Here is a 21,586-nt window from a genome sequence, read left to right on the forward strand (position 1 = left end):
AAAAGAGCTATTATTTTCAGTTTAAATAAAAAATTAAGTAATTTATATATTGAATAATTATATACATGAATGTATAATAATTCATTATATAAGCAACATGGGAGTTGGAGAAATGAAGGCTGCGATTATCGGAGGAACAGGTTACGGTTCAATTGAGTTAGTTAGGTTAATAAATAAGCACCCATATTTAAAAATAGGTTCTGTGGTTTCTAATTCACAAGCGGGGGAAAGCTTTAGCGAGATATATCCCCACATTACTGACATTATTGATCAGCCTTTAGAAATATTTGATACCGAAAGTTTATGTAATAAAAACGATGTGGTTTTTCTAGCTACTCCATCTGGAATCAGTAAAAATCTTGTTCCACAACTTTTTGAAAAAGGAATTATGTGCATAGATCTGTCTGGTGATTTTCGTCTTAGGTCTGGGAAAGAATACGAAAGATGGTATAAACATTCGCCATCTCATGAAATATTTTTACATCAAGCAACCTATGGATTAAGTGAAATATACTCGGAGGAAATTAAAAATTCTACTCTGATTGCAAACCCTGGTTGTTATTCAACAGCATCTTTACTTGGCCTTTTGCCAATCATAAAAACAAATATAGTAGATTTAGATTCAATAATAATTGATGCAAAATCAGGAGTATCGGGAGCAGGAAGAGGGCTTTCAATAACCTCACATTTTGCAGAAATAAATGAAAATCTTAAAGCGTACAAATTGGGCGCTCATCAGCATATTCCAGAAATTGAGCAAGTGCTCCAAGATGAAGCAGGTAGTCCAATCACAATTACATTTACTCCCCACTTGGTACCAATGACAAGAGGCATAATGTGCACGGTGTACATTTCGTTAAAAGAGGATGTTACTACGAATGAAATTCACCAATTATACAGTGAATTTTATAAAAATAAACCATTTATCAGGGTCAGACCAGAGGGTACCTTACCTGCTACAAAAGAAGTTCTTGGCTCAAACTATTGTGATATCGGCCTCCATGTTGATCCAAGAACAAATCGCTTAACCATTATTTCTGTCATAGACAATCTGGTTAAAGGTGCAGCGGGTCAAGCAATTCAGAATGTGAATTTGATGAATGGCTGGGATGAAAGAACTGGACTTGAAGACGTCCCAATGTATCCATAATATTATACGAGTTGGATATTTAAGTTTAATAACGAGGGAAATTTAAAGGGGGAAAATAAATTAATGCAAGCCATATCAAGTAACGAAATCACTGTTCTTGACAAAGAAAGTGTTACCCTGCCGAAAGGGTTTAAAGCTGGTGGAATGCACTGTGGTATTAAAAGAAAAAGACTCGATCTAGGGTACATCGTTTCTGAGGTGCCAGCAGTGACAGCTGGTGTTTATACAACGAATATTTTCCAAGCAGCTCCATTAGTGGTTACGCAAGAAAGCATTGCAAAAGAAAACAAGATCCAGGCTGTTTTGGTGAATTCAGGAAATGCTAATGCGTGTACAGGGGAGCAGGGTTTAACCGATGCACAGGAAATGCAAAAATTATTTGCAGGAGAACTTGGGATGGATCCACATTATATTGCAGTCACCTCTACAGGAGTTATCGGAGAACTCTTACCAATGGACAAAATTAAAGCTGGGATAAAACAAATACTTGATAAAGAAAATGAAGGTGAAGAAAACTTTAAGCAAGCTATTCTTACTACAGATACATGTACAAAGGAAATTGCTGTTCAGTTTAACATTGACGGAAAAAAAGTAAGTATCGGGGGAACATCCAAGGGATCTGGTATGATTCATCCAAATATGGCGACAATGCTTGGCTTTGTAACAACAGATGCAAACATTGCTCATGAAGACTTACTTTTTGCACTGAAAGATGTAACAAACCTAACATTTAATATGATCACAGTAGATGGCGACACAAGCACAAATGACATGGTACTGGTTATGGCAAACGGGCTAGCGGATAATGAACTGCTAACAAAGGAGCATCCTGAATGGGATTTGTTCGTTAACGGTTTAAAGATAGTTTGTGAATCCCTTGCCAAAAAAATTGCAAAGGACGGAGAAGGTGCCACAAAGCTGGTCGAAATACAAGTTAGTGGAGCATTCAGTATTAATGCAGCTAGAGCTGTAGGAAAATCAATCATTTCTTCTAATCTCGTAAAAACAGCTATCTACGGAACCGACCCTAACTGGGGAAGAATTGTCACAGCTGCCGGGTACAGCGGGGTTCCAATAGAACCTAACTTATTAGGCGTTTCTATTGGCGAATACAAGGTATTTGAAAAAGGCTTGCCTTGTCCAATTGCAGAAGAAGAGGTAAAAGGCTATTTAGAAAATGAAAATGTCGTTATTCATGTTAACTTAAATCAAGGTGACTACAGTGCAACTGCCTGGGGATGCGATTTAACATATGACTATGTGAAAATTAACGCATCCTACCGCACATAAGGAGGCCAACAGTTGAAGTATCTTGTCATTAAGTGTGGCGGGAGTGTATTAGAAAATCTGCCACGATCATTTTATGAAGATATCGTAGAAATGCATAGCGAGGGCGAATGGATTCCTGTACTCGTACATGGCGGCGGCCCTTTAATAAATCAATTATTAAAAAACTTAAATGTTGAAACTAAATTTGTGAATGGTCTAAGGGTAACTGATCATCAAGTTCTAGATGTTGTCGAAATGGTTTTAAGCGGAATGGTCAATAAACAAGTAGTTAGAAATATTTCTGAGGTTGATGGGAAAGCAATCGGGGTAAGCGGTGTGGATGGTACCTTGTTAAGAGCAAAACCTAGTAGTGATGCTAAGACATTAGGATTTGTCGGCGATGTCGTAGAAGTGAACCGAAGTATTATTGAGGGTATTGTAAATCAAGGATATATTCCAGTCATATCCCCAATTGGGGTTGATGCAGGGGGGCAACGTTATAACATTAATGGTGATATTGCTGCTTCAGCAATCGCTAAGGCTCTTAAAGCAAATTTATGCTTTGTTAGTGACATACCAGGTATCTTAGTCGAAAAAAATGGTTCGAAGAAAAAGCTTGATAAAGTATCCAAGGTAATAATTGAAGAAATGATTAATAATCAAACAATCTACGGTGGAATGATTCCAAAAGCAATGGCAGCCATCGACGGTCTTGTTCATAAAATTCCTGAAGTCGCAATCATCAACGGTTTTGATAAAAATAGCTTACTAGATTATATAAATGGCAAAACAATCGGAACAAAAATTGTCTTAGATGAGGAGATTGCGTAATGACAACTAATAATTCCATCTCCGTAGTGTCCCCTATCATGGCAACATACACCCGCTTCCCGGTCACGATCGTGAAGGGTAAAGGAAGCTATGTATGGGACGATCAAGAAAATAAATTCTTAGATTTCACCTCTGGTATTGCAACATGTAACCTGGGGCATGTTCCTGAACCAGTAAAAGAAAAACTCGAAGAACAATTACAAAAACTTTGGCACTGTTCAAACCTTTATAACATTCCAAACCAAGAGCAGTTGGCTGCACTGCTTACAGGAAATAGCTGCGGTGATCAAGTCTTTTTTTGCAACAGCGGTGCAGAAGCTAACGAAGCAGCCATCAAGCTAGCAAGAAGATATGCAAACAAGGTTAAGGATAGCGGCTCAGCCGAAATCGTCACCTTCCAGCAATCATTCCATGGCAGAACCTTAGCCACCTTAGCAGCAACGGGTCAAGAAAAAATCCAACAGGGATTTTCACCACTCATGCCCGGGTTCAGCTACCTGCCCTTCAATGACAACGAAGCACTAGATAAACTCCAGACTATCAAGCCTGCTGCGGTACTCCTTGAACTTATCCAAGGCGAAGGTGGAGTTATTCCGGCAAATCCGGATTGGGTAAAAGAACTTGCTCAAGTTTGTAAAGAGAACAACATCCTGCTTATGGTCGACGAAATCCAAACAGGTATCGGAAGAACCGGCACCCTTTTTGCTTACGAGCAATACGGAATTGAACCGGATGTCATCAGCATAGCGAAAGGTCTTGGCTCAGGCTTTCCAATCGGAGCGATTATTGCTAAAGAGGAAGCAGCAAAGGGCTTTGAACCGGGCAGCCACGGCAGTACATTTGGCGGGAACCCTTTAGCAACTGCTGCAGGGGTGGCGACTGTTTCACATATACTTGAAAGTAATTTACTAAACCAAGTAAACGACATTTCAAACTACTTAGAAATACAGCTTCAAAGCCTTAAAGAAAAGTACACTTTTATAAAAGATATCCGAGGCATAGGCCTTTTAAAAGGAATGGTTGTCGAAACGAATGCCTTAAAAATTGTCCAAAAAGCAATTTCAAACAATCTTCTTATTTTAACAGCGGGTCCGAATGTTGTCCGGATATTACCGCCGTTAACTGTCACAAAAGAAGAAATCAATGAGTTTACAGACAAATTGGAAAGGTCTTTCCAAAGTATAGAGAAAGGCGAGTGATGGAACTTGAAACAAGGATATCTTACTTTGGAAACGGGCGAAGTTTTTGAAGGAGTCCTAATCGGTGCCGAAAAGGATTCGCTCGGGGAAGTAGTTTTTAACACAAGCATGACCGGATACCAAGAAATCATCACAGACCCTTCATATGCCGGCCAAATCATTACCTTCTGTTATCCGATTATCGGAAACTATGGAATCAATGCGATAGACGATGAAAGCATCTCACCAGCGTTATCAGGGGTCATCATTGGTGATTTATGTGAAACACCGAGCCATTATCAATCGATTAATAAATTTTCAGAAAAACTGAAACAGGCGGGAGTTCCCGGTATTGCTGGTGTTGATACAAGACTTCTCGTCAAAACCATCCGCAGCCGCGGGACAGTTAAAGGGTACTTAAGCCATACGAAGAAAGCAAACTTGCCAACAACAGCAAAACAGGAATTTTGGGTTGAAAAAGTATCAACAAAGAAAACGCAATTTTTCAAAAACAACGGGCATCATGTTGTCCTAATTGATTTTGGTTATAAAAAATCAATCCTAAATGCCTTATTGGAAGAAGGCTGCGCAGTGACAATTGTGCCCTACAATACCCCTTTTGAAAAAATAAAAGTCATGAATCCAGATGGCGTTCTCTTAAGCAACGGACCTGGCGATCCAATGGAACTAAAAAAGTGGTTCCCAGAAATTAAAAAAGTAAGCCAGCAATTCCCAACGCTCGGAATCTGCTTAGGGCACCAGCTTATTGCCCTTGCATATGGAGCAAAAACAGAAAAACTTGCCTACGGACATCGCGGCGGAAATCACCCGGTTAAGGAACTAACAACTGGTAAGGTCAAAATAACTGCCCAAAATCACGGCTATGTTGTTGTTGACGAAAGTATTGACGAGAGCGTTTTTGCTGTAACCTATCGAAATGTAAATGATCAATCAATTGAAGGACTGAAACATCAAAGCAATCCAATTCAAACCGTCCAATTTCATCCCGAAGCCCATCCGGGACCAAGCGATACCGAATATATTTTAAAAGATTTTGTAAAACAGTTAGCTTCATTGGGAGAGACCGTATATGCCGCTAGATAAAAATCTAAAAAAAGTACTTGTCATCGGATCAGGCCCGATTGTCATTGGTCAGGCAGCAGAATTTGATTATGCCGGTACACAGGCATGCATTGCTCTCAAAGAAGAGGGAATTGAGGTCGTTTTAATCAATAATAACCCGGCTACAATCATGACAGATGAGGCTACTGCCGATAAGGTATATATTGAACCGCTAAACGTTGCAACAATTGAAAAAATTATTCAAAAAGAAAAGCCAGATGGTGTGATTGGCACCCTTGGCGGTCAAACAGGCTTGAATTTAACCGTACAGCTTTATGAACAACAATTACTAGAAAAATACAATGTTGAACTTCTTGGAACCTCTGTTGAATCGATCAAAAACGGGGAAGACCGAGAAAAGTTTCGTAACCTGATGCTGGAAATTGGCGAACCGATACCGGATTCTGCCATTATTCACAGCTTTGCAGAAGGGGAAGCATTTGTAAAAGAAATTGGCTTTCCCGTGATTATTCGCCCAGCCTACACCCTTGGAGGAGAGGGCGGCGGCTTTGCATACAGTGAAGAAGAACTCGAAATCGTCTTAAAGAAAGGTTTAGCGGCAAGTCCAATCCATCAAGTTCTAGTCGAAAAAAGTATTAAAGGCTGGAAGGAAATTGAATATGAGGTCATGAGGGACGCAAATGATACTTGCATCATTGTTTGCAATATGGAAAATATGGATCCTGTCGGTGTTCATACCGGTGACTCCATCGTTGTTGCACCATCGCAAACTCTTACAGATGTTCAATATCAAATGCTCCGTGACGTTTCGATAAAAGTAATTAGAGAACTAAAGATTATCGGTGGCTGCAACATTCAGTTTGCCCTTCATCCGGAATCTAACCAATATTACATCATTGAGGTGAACCCAAGGGTAAGCCGCTCGTCAGCCCTTGCTTCGAAAGCAACAGGCTATCCGATTGCACGAATGGCAGCAAAGTGTGCGATTGGTTATCACCTAGATGAGATTGTTAATCCAATAACAGGCAGCACCTTTGCGTCATTTGAGCCGGCGATTGACTATATTGTCATAAAACTGCCGCGCTTTCCGTTTGACAAGTTCCCAGAGGCAGACCGAACGCTCGGAACCCAAATGAAAGCTACCGGAGAAGTAATGGCAATTGACCGGACATTTGAGGGGGCACTAAACAAAGCGATTCGCTCGATGGAAATGAATGTTTATGGTCTTTGCATTGAGGGAAATAAATCTGTTGATGAGGTAATATTGTTTGAACTTCTTGAAAAAGCCAATGACCAGCGGCTATTTCTCATTGCCGAAGCATTTAGAAGAGGAATTTCCTTTGAAAAAATTCAACAGTTGACCAGGATTGATCCATGGTTTTTGCACAAAATTAGCTCCATTGTTGTTTTAGAAACGGAATTAGCCTCCTATCAATGGAGCAATGTTCCAATATCACTGCTGAAAGAGGCAAAACGAAACAATGTTGCTGATAAATTATTATCACAAATTTTTAAAATCCCTGAAAAACAAATCAGAAGCAAGTGGAAAGAACTCAACTGGAAACCGGGCTATAAGATGGTTGATACTTGCTCAGCTGAATTTGATGCTGTCACACCTTACTATTACTCTACCTGGCATGGATTTGACGAGGTAGAAATCACCAACAAGAAGAAGATTCTTGTCATTGGCTCCGGTCCAATCCGAATCGGCCAGGGAATTGAATTCGATTACTGCTCGGTACACGCCGCAAAAGCCATCAAGAAAAAAGGCTATGAGGCAGTTGTTATTAACAACAATCCTGAGACTGTTAGCACGGACTATTCCGTTGCCGATCGACTTTATTTTGAACCACTTGCTGCTGAAGATGTTCTGCATGTCATTGAAAAAGAAAACGTTGACGGAGTATTGATTCAGTTTGGCGGGCAAACGGCAATTAATCTGGCGCACGCTTTAGAAGAAGAGGGCATCAACATTTTAGGTACATCAGTTGAAAACGTTGATCGCTTAGAGGACCGGAAAGAATTTTATCAACTGCTTGAGGAATTAGTCATTCCGCATATTGAGGGTAAAGCTGTATCTCATCCTGAAGAACTGATGGAAGCTGCGGCTAATCTTGGATACCCAGTGCTGGTGAGACCATCATACGTCATTGGCGGTCAGGCGATGTTTACGATTTTTTCAAAAGAGGAACTACAGCAATATATTATCCAGCTTGAGAAAAACTCGGAAGCTGCGATGTGGCCGTTATTAGTTGATAAATATTTGCCTGGATTAGAATGTGAGATTGATGTCATTAGTGATGGGGAACAAATTGTCGTCCCAGGTATCTTTGAACATATTGAAAAAGCGGGCGTTCACTCCGGAGACAGTATTTCAGTGTTCCCGCCCATTTCATTATCAGTAAAGGTCAAAGAAACGTTAATTGATTATGCTAAAAAAATTGCACTCTCAGCACCAGTCATTGGCATGATGAACATTCAATTTGTGATTTACGAAAACAAAGTCAATATTCTTGAGGTAAACCCGCGTTCATCACGGACAGTACCGATTATTAGTAAAGTAACAGGAACTCCAATGATTGAGTGGGCGGTAAATGTTCAATTAGGTGAATCGTTAGCAGATTTGTGCCAAACGAATGGATTGTTGCCAGAACCAAATTATTTTTCGATTAAAGCACCGATTTTTTCATCAAGTAAGCTTAAGGGAGTCGACCATGCCCTTGGACCGGAAATGAAATCAACGGGGGAAGCGCTTGGCATGGGAGTAACGTATCAAGAGGCTCTCGAAAAGTCGATTCCTTCTATTCGTAACAGCACAGAAAAAAATTATTTGTTTTGTTCCATTTCCGACCGTGATAAATCAGCTAGTCTCCCGATTATTCAGGAACTTTTAAAAAAACAATTCAAACTTGTTGCAACAGAAGGAACCGCATTATTTTTTCAACACAATGACATTTCTGTTGAACAAGTGGTGCATGACGATGCAGAAGTTAATGAACTTTTTCGAAAGCAGTCAATAATGGCTGTAATCAATATTCCGAATCAAGGTAGAAAAAAGCATAAATTTGGTTTTAAAATTCGCGAGCACGCTATTCGCTACAAAATACCTATATTTACACATCTAGATACAATCGAAGCAACAATCAATTTGCAAAAAGAGACGCTGGCTGATTTTGATGTACGAACAATTAGTGAGTATTATAATTTTGAAAAAAGAGGTGCTGTTCATGTTAGAAGCATATAAATTGAAGGAAATAAGTAATAACGAGAGCATTCAATTTAACGGAAAAGACTTTTTACAGCTTTCAGATTTCAGTTCAGACGAAATCCTCTATCTTCTTAACGAGGCACAAGAATTGAAGGACTTACAAAAACAAGGAAAACCGCACCCGTTCTTAAGCGGAAAAGTCTTAGGAATGATTTTTGAAAAATCTTCAACACGTACGAGAGTTTCATTTGAGGTTGGGATGCTGCAGCTTGGCGGACATGCGATTTTCCTTAGTTCAAAAGACCTTCAGCTTGGCAGGGGAGAAAGTATCTCTGATACAGGAAAAGTATTATCGCGTTATGTCGATGGCATCATGATCCGCACGTTTTCGCACGAATCGGTTGAAGAATTGGCGGAGAATGCCTCAATCCCTGTCATAAATGGTTTAACAGACCTTCAGCATCCATGCCAGGTATTGGCCGACCTGCTGACCATTCTCGAACATAAGGGAAAATTGGCCGGATTAAAGATGTGCTATCTGGGAGACGGAAACAACAATATGGCGCATTCACTTATGGAAGGTGCAATTAAAGTTGGAATGGATATAAGCATTGCCTGCCCGCTAGGCTATCTGCCGGATGGTAAAGTTACAGAAAAGGCAATTAAAGCAGGTAAATTGACGGGAAGTACGGTTATGTTAACAAATAGTCCGCAGGAAGCTGTTAAAGACGCAGATGTCATCGTTACCGATGTGTGGACTAGTATGGGGCAGGAAGAGGAAGCTGCAATAAGAGTGAAGACTTTCAAGGATTATCAAGTAAATGAGGAGCTGTGTAAACACGCTAAAAGTGATTTTATCTTCTTGCATTGTCTGCCAGCCCATCGCGGTGAAGAGGTAACCGCCGAGATCATCGATGGACCTCATTCGGTCGTTTTTGATGAAGCAGAGAACCGCTTACATGCTCAAAAAGCAATTTTAAAATTATTACTAGCGAAATAGTATTTATTTTTTTGAGATTTGTTGTATAATAATTCTATTGGATGAATATTAATACAAACGAATATAAGGGAGAATACAGATGACTAAGGAAAAAATTGTTTTAGCCTATTCAGGCGGGTTGGATACATCGGTATCAGTAAAATGGATTCAGGAAAAATATGGCTATGATGTGATTGCCTTAGGCCTTGACGTAGGAGAAGGGAAAGACCTTGAAGCTATTAAAAACAAAGCTTTAAATGTTGGCGCAATTAAAGCCATAATGATTGATGCGAAAGAATTGTTAGCCAAAGAATATATTATTCCAGCATTAAAGGCTAATTGTTTATATGAAGGTAAGTACCCGTTATCCTCTGCGCTTTCAAGACCGCTTATTTCAAAATTATTGGTCGAAGTTGCGGAAAAAGAGGGTGCTACAGCTGTTGCACACGGTTGTACCGGAAAAGGGAATGATCAAGTCCGTTTTGAAGTTTCGATTCAGGCGTTAAACCCAAGCTTAAAGGTGGTTGCTCCGGTTCGTGAATGGGGCATGACACGTGACGAGGAGATTGCATACGCGACTGAAAATGAGATTCCGATTCCCGTTGATTTAGATAATCCATTTTCGATAGACGCTAACATTTGGGGACGCGCTTGTGAGGCAGGTGTTCTTGAAAATCCATGGGCCGAGGCACCTGAGGCAGCGTTTGATTGGACGAATCCAATTGAATTAACACCAGATGCAGCGGAATATGTGGAAATTGAATTTGAACTAGGCGTCCCTGTTGCCCTAAATGGCGAACAGCTTCCTCTTGTTCAGCTAATTGAAAACTTAAATGCGCTAGGCGGCAAGCACGGTGTGGGCCGTATTGATCATATCGAAAATAGATTAGTAGGCATTAAATCACGTGAAGTGTATGAAAATCCAGCTGCGTTAATTTTAATTAATGCTCATAAAGAATTAGAATTTCTAACCTTGACTCGTGAGGTCACGCAATTTAAAACACAGGTTGAACAGCAGATGGCAAAAATTATTTACGAAGGGCTTTGGTATTCACCGCTAAAAATGGCACTTGATGCCTTTATAGATGAAACACAAAAGGTGGTGTCAGGCACCATCCGCGTTAAGCTTCATAAAGGGAACCATACCGTGGTTGGACGTAAATCCGCTCACAGTCTTTACAATGAGGAACTAGCAACCTACTCAAAAGGAGATGCGTTTGATCATAATGCGGCAGTTGGTTTTATTAAACTATGGGGTCTGCCGACGAAGGTATATTCAGAGGTTAATAAAAAGGAATCAGTTCTAAAATAACATGAAGAGTAAGTGCCCTCGAACCTTGAAATTCGAGGGCAACTTTCTTACTAGATAAATTAGCGGTATTTTGCGATTCGCCGATAAAATATAAAAAACAAAAAATAGCCCAGTTTGAAGGGAGAAAAACACATGTCTAAGCTATGGGGCGGACGTTTTACAAAGGAAACAAATAAATTAGTGGAAGAATTCACTGCTTCCATCTCTTTTGATCAAAAACTAGCAAAAGAGGATATTGCCGGAAGCCTTGCCCATGTCCAAATGCTGGGGGAATGCGGCATCATCCCGATGGAGGATGCTAATAAAATCAAGGATGGCCTTCTATCTATTAAAAAGATGTTAGTGGATCACGAGGTCGAGTTTTTAGTAGAAGATGAAGATATTCACATGAATATTGAAAAACTATTGATTGAAAAAATTGGCCCTGTCGGCGGTAAGCTCCATACAGGACGCAGCCGCAATGACCAAGTAGCAACGGATATGCATCTTTATTTGAGAACGAAAACGACGGAACTAGTTAAATTGCTTGAAGATGTCCAGCAGGCCTTAATCGGGCAGGCGAAAGAGAATGTGCAAACGTTGATTCCAGGGTATACACATTTGCAGCGTGCACAGCCTGTTTCCTTTGCCCATCATTTAATGGCTTATTTTTGGATGTTTGAACGTGATAAAGAGAGACTGTTAGATTCTCTAAAACGGATTAACTGGCTTCCTCTAGGATCTGGTGCCTTGGCAGGGACAACCTTCCCGATTAACCGTGAACGTGTGGCAGAACTGCTAGGGTTCGAAACGGTGTATCCAAACAGTATGGATGCCGTCAGTGACCGCGATTTTATACTCGAATTTTTATCGATTGGTTCCATCATTATGACGCATATTTCCAGGTTTTCTGAAGAATTGGTTATTTGGTCTAGTCAGGAATTTCAATTTATAGAGTTGGACGATTCCTTCTGCACAGGCTCAAGTATTATGCCGCAAAAAAAGAACCCCGATGTACCGGAGTTGCTTCGTGGGAAGACAGGACGCACATATGGCAATTTGATAGGATTGTTAACTGTGCTAAAAGGTTTACCGCTAGCTTACAACAAGGACTTGCAGGAAGATAAGGAAGGCATGTTTGATACGGTTGAAACGCTTGAAGGCTCTTTAAAACTATTGGCACCGATGATCGAAACGATGACCGTAAATAAAGATGTGATGCGAAAGGTAATCAACAATGACTTTTCCAATGCGACAGATATTGCCGATTACTTAGTCCGAAAAGGGCTGCCATTTCGCGAAGCCCATGAAGTTATTGGAAAAATTGTGTTGTTTGCAATTCAATCTAACAAATTTTTGCTGGATTTAACGTTCGAAGAATTTCAGGAGTTTAGTCCCTTATTTGAAGACGACATTTACACGGTTTTGGCTCCTGAGCATGTAGTTGCGGTTCGTAACAGCTTTGGCGGAACAGCGCCGGATCAGGTGATGAAACAAATTAAGCTGGCGGAGAATTTGGTAACACGTTCAATTCGAAGGTAGAACCCTGTTAGGAGTTTTGCCATCCAATGAGCGAATTTTGTAATTAAATGAGCGAATCAAAGAAAGCAACCATTTTTGAAGAGCCTTACTAAAAATGCCTATTGACATTAACTGAAGATTCAGCTAACATACTTTTTATATGTTGGAAAATAAATGAAAAGTAAATAAAACTCTTATCGAGAGCGGCGGAGGGACTAGGCCCGATGAAGCCCGGCAACCATCAAGGTAATCCTTGAAAAGGTGCTAATTCCAGCAGGTTATTTAACCTGGAAGATAAGAGGAGGAAACTAACCCTCTTCTTATGAAGAGGGTTTTTCTCATTTGATCATTAAGCCATTTGGAAGGGTGGATATACATGTCAGTAATTAAAGTAGCAATTCTTGGTTTTGGAACGGTTGGTGAAGGAGTATATAGGACGATACAATCCCATGCCGATGAGTTAACAGCTGTCTTGGGAAAAAAGGTTGAAGTGGCTGCAGTCCTTATCAAAAACAAGCATAAAGAACGGGAGATTAGAGAAGGTGTGCTGGTTACGAACAATTTTGCAGAAATCCTTGAGCTGCCCCAGCTTGATATTGTGGTCGAAGCCATTGTCGACAAAGAACCAACATTTACATTTTTGAAAAAGGCAATCGAGCGCGGCTGTCATATTATCACTGCCAATAAAGAGATGTTTGCCCACCACGGGAAAGAGTTGTTAAATCTTGCGGAGGAGAATCATGTTACCTTGGGCTTTGAAGCAACGGTCGCAGGGGGAATTCCGGTTATTCAAACGCTAAGGCAGCTGCTAAAAATAAACCGGGTTCAGCAAATCCAAGGAATTTTAAACGGAACATCAAATTTTATCTTAACCGAAATGCGTGTGAAAAAGCAGTCATTTGCCGAAAGCTTACTATCGGCACAAGTGAATGGCTATGCGGAGGCGGACCCGACTAATGACGTTGAAGGATATGATGCATTTTATAAAACAATGATCCTGAGCCGTATCGCTTTTGGAGAAGAACCGAATTGGCAGGATGTCGAGCGGGAGGGAATTACTTCAATAACAAGTGAATTAATCGAAACAGCTGAAAAATTAGGTCTGCGATTCAAACATATTGCCAGTCTTACTAGGGCAGGAGGTTCAATAAAGGCATCGGTTAAACCTGTTCTGGTTGGAAATGAACATCCATTTTACCATGTCGAGGGAGTAGAGAATGCTGTAAATGTTTTCTCGGATATTGTCGGAAGAATTACCCTTCAGGGACCTGGCGCCGGAATGTATCCTACAGCAAGTGCGGTAATTGAAGATTTGGTGTATGTCTGTCAAAGTAAGCCTGTCAAAAGTAGTGCGACTCCTACTTCCACATCCATTTCGGAATCGGAAAATCCGCAGGGAAAAGAAACGTGGCTTGTATATGGACTTGCCAAGAAACAACTAAGCACTTCGATTTTGTGGATTGAACAGGTTTCTGATGGGACGTATATCATCCAGGCGACTAAGAAAGATGTTGCACAGCTGGCTAGTCAATATAATGCACTAGGGTATTATCCTATATTGGGAGAATATAAAGTGGAAATGAAAGATGAAGTATTAACAGCACTTTAATCCAAATGGGTTGTTGAACGTGAAGGACGAATCTAATCAATATTTAAAGAGGTGGGCAGGGCAAGAAAAGCCATATGCAGCCTCTTTTTTACATTACAAACATAAGCAACTTAGTAAGTTCACATTCTATTCAAATTTCTAACATTAATATGTTAAAAAACTGTGAAAGACGTTGTCATTTTACTACAAGGGGAGTATATTAAAAGTGTAGAGAAGATAGTGAAATAATTCACAAACTTCACTACAGGATACAGCTAGCTGAACAGCCCCTCCTTCGAATAGGGGATAAAGAAATTTTTTATTACATTAACTTGTGAAACATTTCACAAAAGAATAATAGGAGATGATTGTGATGAGATGGTACAAAACCCGTTTCGCAGCAGTTGTTTGGACAGTATTAAGAGTATGGCTTGGATTACAATGGATTGAAGCAGGCTACCATAAACTAACAGGTGGATTCGATGCAGGTGGATTCCTCAAATTTGCTCTTGCTAATGCAAAAGGGGATCATCCAGCAGTGCAAGGTTGGTACGCTGACTTCTTACAACAATTCGCGATTCCAAACGTTCATATCTTCAACGTGTTAATACCTTGGGGAGAATTACTTGTTGGTCTAGGATTAATCGTCGGTTTAGCGACGATTCCAGCTTTAATCGCTGGTGCCTTCATGAACTTAAACTTTATGCTTGCAGGTACAACTAGTACGAACCCGATTCTTTATACAGCAGCAATGATTCTACTTTTCGTAGGAGCTGGAGCTTACCTCTTTGGACTTGACCGCTATGCAGTACCATTTATCAAAGGCTATTTCAAGAAAGGCCATGTGAAAGCAGTCAAAAGCAATCAATAGCAGTAACGAGTTCTAATAGCTAAAAAGTGAAAACCTCTCTTTAGAGCTCGATGAAATAGTATTTCCCCCTTTTGTAGTTGAGAAGCAGGGCAGACCTGCTTCTCTTTTTACTCTGTCAGGAAAATACCTTATTTATTTTTTCGATTTTTGACGCGCTGGTTCGATGCGTTTGAGCGTGCTTGTGCCTCCAGGTCTGCATGGTCAGCAAGTTCTTGTGAAAACTCTACGTCAATGCCATCTGACTTCATGTTCTTCGGTACCTGTGGAAGTGATCCTTTATTCTTATCACGAGTCCTGCCTCCGCGTGAACGTCCCATTGTAAAAACCCCTTTCAATTGTAGGCATGTAGGGAGCAACAATGCTCCTATTACTAGCTTTTACAATTAGAAAGGGGTCCATTAATGGTAAAATATTTAAATTAACGCATACTGACTGACACGTTCGCCCGTCATGTAATTAAAGTTTTGTTTTTCTGTCATGGTAGCCGCCGGCACGGTCCGCCATTTTAAATTCTCTTTGGTAAGATACTTCCTGCATGCTTGTGAGTGGGTATTTTCCTCTATCCTTATCTTTTTTCTTCTTATCCGCCATCTTACTCATTCCCTTCAAAATTGTACTTATTTCCATTTTTACCTTTAAAGAAAGGAATGATACAAATTTCAAGAAAATATCTTTTTATGGCCGATAGGAAAGCATTTCTTTTCAATTATTATCCTTGCTTAATATATTCATTAATTGAACATATTCATCTAATTTTCCAATATCATATCTGTCGCCGGATATAACTTTTCCCAAGACTGATTCAGATGCTAATAAATCTTTAATGGCATCGGTCAATTGTATTTCGCCGCCAACACCTTTCTTTACAGTGGCTAAACTCTGAAAAATCTCTGGGGTGAAAATATATCTGCCTACCACGGCAAGATTTGAGGGTGGTTTTGTTTTAGGTTTTTCCACGATATCTTCAATCTTGATAAAATCGGGGCTGTATTTCCCTTGAATAACACCATAATCTTTTAAACAATCTTGATCGACCTGTTTTAGGCCGATAACACTTCCGTGAGTTTCCTTGTGAACATCAATTAATTCTTTAAGGGCAGGTTGTTTTGAGGGAATGATAATATCATCTGGCAATAGAACTCCAAACGGTTCATTACCAACAAATTCTTTCCCGAGTCGAATGGCATCCCCAAGTCCTCTTGCGTAAGGTTGTCTAATAAAAAGAATTTTCACCTTCGGAAGTGCTAACTTTTTTACTAGATGTTCTTTATTTTGACTTTTTAAAAAGGTATCTAGCTCTAAGGAATAATCAAAATAGTCAATGATCATATCCTTGGATTTGGATGTTATTATGAGTATTTGTTCAATCCCAGAATTAACAGCCTCATCGACTATATAGTGTATGGCTGGCTTTAAACCTAGCGGAAACATTTCCTTGGGGATTACCTTTGTAATGGGAAGACTTCTAGTTCCGTAGCCTGCTGCAGGAATTATTGCCTTTCTTACCATTAATGAGCTCCTCGCTTTCTTTATTTCTCTCGAAAAAATTCAAAAAACTGTAACATGTCCAATATATAGGTTATAGAATAGGTCATCATTTCTTTTGGAGTTAAGGAATTAGGGGGGTGTAAATTTTAACTAATCCAAAAAGCGTCACAGCAATAGGTATATTTCATCTTATGTACGATTGAAAGAGGATGAAAGAGGAAACAGCCCATAATGTAGACAAACAATGCATATAAATAAAATGATGAATGGTTAATCATCAGGAATGTGGTAAAGTAATCTTGAGGTGAAGGAATTGGCTATCATAACAAAAATCACCACGCAGAAGAAAAATACGGAACGTTTTAATGTCTTTATGGATTACGGTAAAGGCGAGGAATTTGCCTTTAGTGTCGACAGCGATGTGTTAATAAAATTCCAATTAAAAAAAGGAATGGAGCTTGATGACTTTTCCTTTTTGGAGATACAGTATCAAGACGATATTCGCAAGGCATATAACCTAGCGATTAATTATTTGGCAAGGAGAATGAGATCTGAAAGGGAGATTAGGGATTACCTAAGTAAAAAAGAGACAGATGAGCCAGTTATTGATGAAGTAATCCATAAATTAACCGCCCAGAGATACATCAATGACGAGGAATTTGCTTTAGCATATGTGAGGACGCAGGCAAATACAACCGATAAAGGCCCAGATGTAATCAAGCTGGAGTTAAAGGAAAAAGGAATTGCTGAGGGGATTCGGATTCAAGCCCTTGGTGAATTTTCATTAGAGAAGCAAATTGAAAAAGCAGTCAAATTGAGCGGAAAGTTTCTTCAAAAGGGTGCAAAGGAAGCTTTGAAAATTCAAAAGCAGAAGCTTGAGCAAATGCTGCTAAGAAAAGGCTATTCTTTTGAAGTCATTCATATTGCTTTAGATGAAACCGAAGTGGATAAAGCAGATGATGAAGAAATAGAAGCGATTCGATTCCAAGGGGAAAAGGCTGATCGGAAATTTTCTCGTTACAGCGGTTTTGAATATAAACAAAAGATGAAACAGACATTATATCGCAAAGGTTTTTCAATGGAACTAATCGAAAGGTTCCTAGCAGAGAAAGAAAACTCATGACAAAAGCGTCATGAGTTTTCAATGATAATTGAATCTTGATCCAATTGTTCCATGATGATTCCCGCGATTTCTTTGGCTGAGCGGAGGCGTGATTTATCTTTAATGTGGTCGCTTTTGTCCCAAAATGGAGTATCCATACCGCCCATATAGACAGCATTAAATTTAATCCCACTGCCTTCATATTCTTTTTGCAGACTTTCGGTAAAGCCCCTGACGGCGAATTTGCTAGCAACATATACAGCTTCATTCACTTTACCACGTAATCCCGCGGTGGAAATAATATTGATAATTCGTCCCTGGCCATTTTTTTGTAAATGAGGGAGGATGGCCTTTGTCATTAAAATAGTTCCTAACACGTTCGTATTTAACATTTCGCTAATTTGAACGGTTTCTATTCCCTCAAATGGACCAAAATGTCCAATTCCCGCGTTATTAACCAAACCGAAAATTTTGTTTGTTCTGCTAATTTCATTCAATGTCTTTTCTACTTCTTCAATGTTTCGGATATCTAATGGAAGGATGTCGGCTGTCCCTCCAGCAGCTTCAATTTCCTGTTTTGCATGAGTTAATTTTGCAATGGTTCTCCCAGCCAGCAAAAGGTGAAAACCTTTCTGCGAAAAAAGGAAAGCTAATTCCTTTCCCAAACCAGATCCAGCTCCGGTAATCAATATTGTTTTCATTGGTTATTCTCCTTCAAGTGAGTTTTCAGCCTTTATTTAATCTACAAAAATTACTATACTAAAAAAAGAAGATAAATGGGAGTGATTGAGATTTGGAAGAGAAACGCTATAGTGCAATGTCAGAACATGAATTAAGACAGGAAATCGCTATGCTTCAAGAAAAGGCAAGAAAAGCTGAGCAAATGGGAATGGTTAATGAGTTTGCTGTGCTTGAACGAAAGGTACAAATGGCTCGAGCCTATATGATAAATCCTGATCAATTTAAACCGGGCGAAGTTTATGAAATCGAAGGGGACCCCGGCCATTATTTTAAAATTGATTATATGAATGGCGTTTTTGCCTGGGGCTATCGATTGAAAGGTGATGGGAAGGAAGAGGCATTACCGATTTCTTTATTAAAATGGCTTAAGTGACAAACCAGAGATAAGGCTCTCTGGTTTGTCTTGTTGTCCATCTATTTATAGACCTGAGGCGATTCATCGTCGCGCTCACCAGAGGCACGCATCCGTTCTTGCGGGTGAGTATTGATGGTACCATCTGCTCTTGTTGAAGCATACTCTGCTTTTGCTCTTGGCTCTCCCTCAAACTTGTTATTATTTTGATTTGGGAAATTCTTCGCTTTATTTCTCATGCTGTACCTCCATTATCGGTTATGAGAAAAACGTGAAAAGCAAAGCATTCTCAATGCTTACCACGTAACAATAGTATCTGTGCTTTTACGCTCAATTATGTTATTAGAAAATGGTAATAAAAAAACGCAAGCGCCCAGGTCAGCGGAGCTTGGCATGGAGCTGGATTATAAAAAAGCGAGTGACTAAAGTGTCACCGCTTTTTTAGCTTGGAATGATACTAAGTTTCTTCCTCAATTTTTTTTCACTAAATACCCAGCCTGTATAGGAGCTGATTGGCTTTAAATCGCGGTTTAGCTGGACGACGGCCACGAAGGGATAGTGGCCATTGCTGCGGTAGCGCAGGTCAATAAAACGGACTTCATAAAAATCAGTGTATTCATCAACTTCCCAGCGATAAACAGGAGAAAACGATAGAAAGGCAGCCAGGTTTTTATCCTTTTTTGCAGCTTCTATTACAGGTGTTTTGGGAACTGGGATACGTTGAAACCGATCTAGTATCTCAACTTTATCCTTGAGAGCCTTTCCGACAAAAAATTGCTCGCGGTTCATGGCAGCGATTCGCCATTGATGAAACCTCATTGTTGGGGCAATAATGATTTCAGTTGCATCAGGTATGATTGTCCTTACTTCTACTAATACTCTTTTCTTCGCCATGTATCGCATAAAATAATAGCCGATGATAACGGCATACATTAGCAAAAAGGTAACACCTGGATTTGCGCCTAATATCCAAATGAAAATTCCGAGAACGTGAATTCCAAAAATAAATGGATCAAAAGTATTAATCACGCCTAAAGCAACCCATTTGTTTGAAAAAGGTCTTAGAGCTTGCGTACCGTAGGCATTAAAAATATCAACAAATACATGGATAAACACGGCTGCAAATGTCCAAGCCCATAAATGCAGTAAATTGGCATCGGTGAAGAACGGATAAATGACCGCTATAAGGACAATCGGCCATAAAAGCACTGCAGGAATTGAGTGTGTTACACCACGATGATTACGAATGTAGATGGCATTATTTCTAAGTTTTAAAACTGTATCAATATCTGGTATTTGTGAGCCAGCGATGGTTGCGATTAATACACTGGCTGTCGTGGCATGGCTGCTGGCGACAGCCGGATCAAGAGTAGCCAGACCGCCAAGGGCAATACCCATTACAACATGAGTTCCAGTATCCAAAAGGAAAAGCCTCCTTTATATGTCTTGTCAAAATAGCTAAATTGGATTATCGTAAAACAAAAATGTCTTCTTATTATATTCCCTTTTTCCACATTGTTTAACAAACTGGAGGCACAAAAGTTATGTTAATTGAACAGAAAAATCTTGAAAAAATCAATATAGTTGCTTTTCAAAATGATTTAATTACCTGGTTTAAAAATGAACAGCGCGACCTGCCCTGGCGCAAAGATCAGGATCCGTATAAGGTTTGGGTGTCAGAAATTATGCTTCAGCAAACAAGGGTTGATACCGTCATCCCCTATTTTAATCGCTTTATTGATTGGTTTCCAACCATTGAAGACCTGGCTGAAGCCGAAGAGGATAAAGTACTTAAAGCTTGGGAAGGTCTTGGCTACTATTCAAGGGTAAGAAATTTGCAATCAGCGGTTAAAGAGGTGAAGGAGAAATACAATGGAGAAGTACCAAACACTCCTGAAGAAATTTCCTCCCTTAGAGGAGTCGGTCCCTATACTGCCGGAGCGATATTAAGTATTGCATTCGGTATTCCAGAGCCAGCTGTCGATGGGAATGTGATGCGGGTTTTATCGCGGGTTCTCTCTATTTGGGATGATATTGCCAAACCAGCATCACGAAAAGTATTCGAAAAAGCAGTCCGGACGTTAATTTCGCATGAAGATCCTTCTTCATTTAATCAGGCATTAATGGAATTAGGGGCTTTAATCTGTACACCAACATCTCCTTCCTGTTTATTATGCCCAGTTCGCGACCATTGTCATGCTTTTTCCGAAGGGGTTCAAAATGAACTGCCGATAAAAACGAAAAAAACAAAGACGCGTGATGTCAAGCTTGCCGCAGCAATACTGCTTGATGAAAACGGAAAAATGTTAATTCATAAACGGCCGTCAAGCGGACTGCTTGCAAATCTATGGGAGTTTCCCAATGTCGAAGTCCATCATTCATTGCAAAATGAACGGGAGCAGGTCGTCGATTTATTTAAAGAAAACCTTGCTTTAGAAATTGACCTGAATAAAATTATTGGTCAAATTGAACATGTATTTTCACACCTCGTTTGGAATCTAAACGTGTATACTGGCAAAATACATTCTGAGTTTCAAGAGAACGAGGAATGGAAGCTTGTCTCACTTGAAGAAATCGAGAAATTTGCTTTTCCTGTATCCGCTCAAAAAATGCTAAAGCTTTATTTAGAGCATATAAAGGAATGAACGCCGTTTAAACGGCGTTCATTCCTTTTATGTCGCTTGAAGACCGCCGCGATTTTCAATTTCTTTAATGATTTCCCGATGGATTGTCTGTCCTTCACTATTTAAATAAGGAGCAATTTGCTGTAACGAATGATGAAAAAATGAAAGCTCACTTGGTTCCCAGTCTGATTTTGCCATCATCGAAAGCTCGGTCATATCCCGTCCTGCATACATGTTGCTACTTCCTTTCAATTAGGTATTTTGCCTTAGTAATTTGTTTATTCATTGTTATCTATTCAGGAAAAGGCTA

The 21,586-nt window shown here is 39.8% G+C and carries 21 protein-coding genes and 1 riboswitch; of the genes, 14 read left to right on the forward strand and 7 right to left on the reverse strand.

Annotated elements, in window-relative coordinates; genetic code table 11:
* Positions 1 to 112 precede the first annotated feature (112 nt).
* The 11 genes from argC (at position 113) to BANVL01_RS21185 (ending at position 14,969) form a co-directional block, all read left to right on the forward strand.
* A complete protein-coding gene (gene argC / locus BANVL01_RS21135; RefSeq protein ID WP_082805089.1) occupies positions 113 to 1,150 on the forward strand; it encodes an N-acetyl-gamma-glutamyl-phosphate reductase in 1,038 nt (345 codons plus the stop codon).
* Between the two features lie 63 nt (positions 1,151 to 1,213).
* Positions 1,214 to 2,440, forward strand: coding sequence for a bifunctional ornithine acetyltransferase/N-acetylglutamate synthase (argJ, locus tag BANVL01_RS21140; RefSeq protein WP_066083789.1), 1,227 nt, complete (start codon positions 1,214 to 1,216; stop codon positions 2,438 to 2,440).
* Between the two features lie 12 nt (positions 2,441 to 2,452).
* Entirely contained in the window at positions 2,453 to 3,250 is a 798-nt protein-coding gene (argB, locus tag BANVL01_RS21145; RefSeq protein ID WP_066083791.1) for an acetylglutamate kinase, read from the forward strand.
* A complete protein-coding gene (gene argD / locus BANVL01_RS21150) occupies positions 3,250 to 4,449 on the forward strand; it encodes an acetylornithine transaminase (protein WP_066083793.1) in 1,200 nt (399 codons plus the stop codon). Before argB ends, argD begins: the two co-directional genes overlap by 1 nt.
* A 6-nt stretch (positions 4,450 to 4,455) precedes the next feature.
* Positions 4,456 to 5,532, forward strand: a complete 1,077-nt coding sequence (locus BANVL01_RS21155; RefSeq protein WP_066083794.1) for a carbamoyl phosphate synthase small subunit — start codon at positions 4,456 to 4,458, stop codon at positions 5,530 to 5,532.
* A complete protein-coding gene (gene carB, locus BANVL01_RS21160) occupies positions 5,519 to 8,755 on the forward strand; it encodes a carbamoyl-phosphate synthase (glutamine-hydrolyzing) large subunit (protein ID WP_066083795.1) in 3,237 nt (1,078 codons plus the stop codon). Before BANVL01_RS21155 ends, carB begins: the two co-directional genes overlap by 14 nt.
* Positions 8,739 to 9,719 (forward strand): ornithine carbamoyltransferase, encoded by a 981-nt coding sequence (gene argF, locus BANVL01_RS21165; protein WP_066083796.1) that lies wholly within the window; start codon positions 8,739 to 8,741, stop codon positions 9,717 to 9,719. The genes carB and argF overlap by 17 nt, the downstream gene beginning before the upstream one ends.
* 79 nt (positions 9,720 to 9,798) lie before the next feature.
* Positions 9,799 to 11,010 (forward strand): argininosuccinate synthase, encoded by a 1,212-nt coding sequence (locus tag BANVL01_RS21170; protein ID WP_066083798.1) that lies wholly within the window; start codon positions 9,799 to 9,801, stop codon positions 11,008 to 11,010.
* Between the two features lie 132 nt (positions 11,011 to 11,142).
* A complete protein-coding gene (gene argH, locus BANVL01_RS21175) occupies positions 11,143 to 12,531 on the forward strand; it encodes an argininosuccinate lyase (RefSeq protein WP_066083799.1) in 1,389 nt (462 codons plus the stop codon).
* A gap of 170 nt (positions 12,532 to 12,701) precedes the next feature.
* A riboswitch (SAM riboswitch) is annotated at positions 12,702 to 12,811 on the forward strand.
* A gap of 75 nt (positions 12,812 to 12,886) precedes the next feature.
* Entirely contained in the window at positions 12,887 to 14,119 is a 1,233-nt protein-coding gene (locus BANVL01_RS21180) for a homoserine dehydrogenase (RefSeq protein ID WP_066083802.1), read from the forward strand.
* Between the two features lie 352 nt (positions 14,120 to 14,471).
* On the forward strand, positions 14,472 to 14,969 hold the full coding sequence (locus BANVL01_RS21185) for a DoxX family protein (protein WP_066083803.1): 498 nt from the start codon (positions 14,472 to 14,474) through the stop codon (positions 14,967 to 14,969).
* 128 nt (positions 14,970 to 15,097) lie between these two features.
* Here the strand turns inward: BANVL01_RS21185 and BANVL01_RS21190 are convergent, their stop codons facing one another.
* From BANVL01_RS21190 to BANVL01_RS21195, 3 genes are all read right to left on the reverse strand, one after another.
* Entirely contained in the window at positions 15,098 to 15,286 is a 189-nt protein-coding gene (locus BANVL01_RS21190) for a YfhD family protein (protein WP_066083805.1), read from the reverse strand.
* A 139-nt stretch (positions 15,287 to 15,425) separates the two neighbouring features.
* Positions 15,426 to 15,560, reverse strand: a complete 135-nt coding sequence (locus tag BANVL01_RS26955; RefSeq protein WP_082805090.1) for a YfhE family protein — start codon at positions 15,558 to 15,560, stop codon at positions 15,426 to 15,428.
* Positions 15,561 to 15,671: 111 nt separating this feature from the next.
* Complete coding sequence (locus BANVL01_RS21195) at positions 15,672 to 16,478, reverse strand: UTP--glucose-1-phosphate uridylyltransferase (protein ID WP_066083809.1); 807 nt, start codon at positions 16,476 to 16,478, stop codon at positions 15,672 to 15,674.
* Positions 16,479 to 16,770: 292 nt separating this feature from the next.
* On the opposite strand from BANVL01_RS21195, the gene recX reads away from it, so the two are divergent.
* A complete protein-coding gene (gene recX / locus BANVL01_RS21200; RefSeq protein ID WP_066083811.1) occupies positions 16,771 to 17,580 on the forward strand; it encodes a recombination regulator RecX in 810 nt (269 codons plus the stop codon).
* Between the two features lie 8 nt (positions 17,581 to 17,588).
* Here recX and BANVL01_RS21205 read toward each other — a convergent pair whose 3' ends face one another.
* Positions 17,589 to 18,260 (reverse strand): SDR family NAD(P)-dependent oxidoreductase, encoded by a 672-nt coding sequence (locus tag BANVL01_RS21205; protein ID WP_066083812.1) that lies wholly within the window; start codon positions 18,258 to 18,260, stop codon positions 17,589 to 17,591.
* A gap of 92 nt (positions 18,261 to 18,352) precedes the next feature.
* Between BANVL01_RS21205 and BANVL01_RS21210 the strand changes: the two genes are divergently transcribed.
* Positions 18,353 to 18,673 (forward strand): YfhH family protein, encoded by a 321-nt coding sequence (locus BANVL01_RS21210; RefSeq protein WP_066083814.1) that lies wholly within the window; start codon positions 18,353 to 18,355, stop codon positions 18,671 to 18,673.
* Positions 18,674 to 18,714: 41 nt separating this feature from the next.
* On the opposite strand, the gene BANVL01_RS21215 is transcribed toward BANVL01_RS21210, so the two are convergent.
* The gene (locus BANVL01_RS21215; protein ID WP_024030816.1) at positions 18,715 to 18,891 is read right to left on the reverse strand and encodes a small, acid-soluble spore protein K; all 177 of its coding nucleotides are present in this window, start codon (positions 18,889 to 18,891) and stop codon (positions 18,715 to 18,717) included.
* A 202-nt stretch (positions 18,892 to 19,093) separates the two neighbouring features.
* On the reverse strand, positions 19,094 to 20,074 hold the full coding sequence (locus BANVL01_RS21220; RefSeq protein ID WP_066083816.1) for a metal-dependent hydrolase: 981 nt from the start codon (positions 20,072 to 20,074) through the stop codon (positions 19,094 to 19,096).
* Positions 20,075 to 20,196: 122 nt separating this feature from the next.
* On the opposite strand from BANVL01_RS21220, the gene mutY reads away from it, so the two are divergent.
* On the forward strand, positions 20,197 to 21,297 hold the full coding sequence (gene mutY, locus BANVL01_RS21225) for an A/G-specific adenine glycosylase (protein WP_066083817.1): 1,101 nt from the start codon (positions 20,197 to 20,199) through the stop codon (positions 21,295 to 21,297).
* Positions 21,298 to 21,324: 27 nt separating this feature from the next.
* Here the strand turns inward: mutY and yfhS are convergent, their stop codons facing one another.
* Positions 21,325 to 21,510 carry a mother cell protein YfhS gene (gene yfhS / locus BANVL01_RS21230; protein ID WP_066083818.1) on the reverse strand — a complete coding sequence of 62 codons (186 nt, stop codon included), beginning with the start codon at positions 21,508 to 21,510 and terminating at the stop codon, positions 21,325 to 21,327.
* Between the last annotated feature and the right edge of the window lie 76 nt (positions 21,511 to 21,586).

The organism is Neobacillus novalis NBRC 102450 (genome assembly GCF_001591805.1).
In the GTDB taxonomy this organism is placed as follows: domain Bacteria; phylum Bacillota; class Bacilli; order Bacillales; family Cytobacillaceae; genus Neobacillus; species Neobacillus novalis.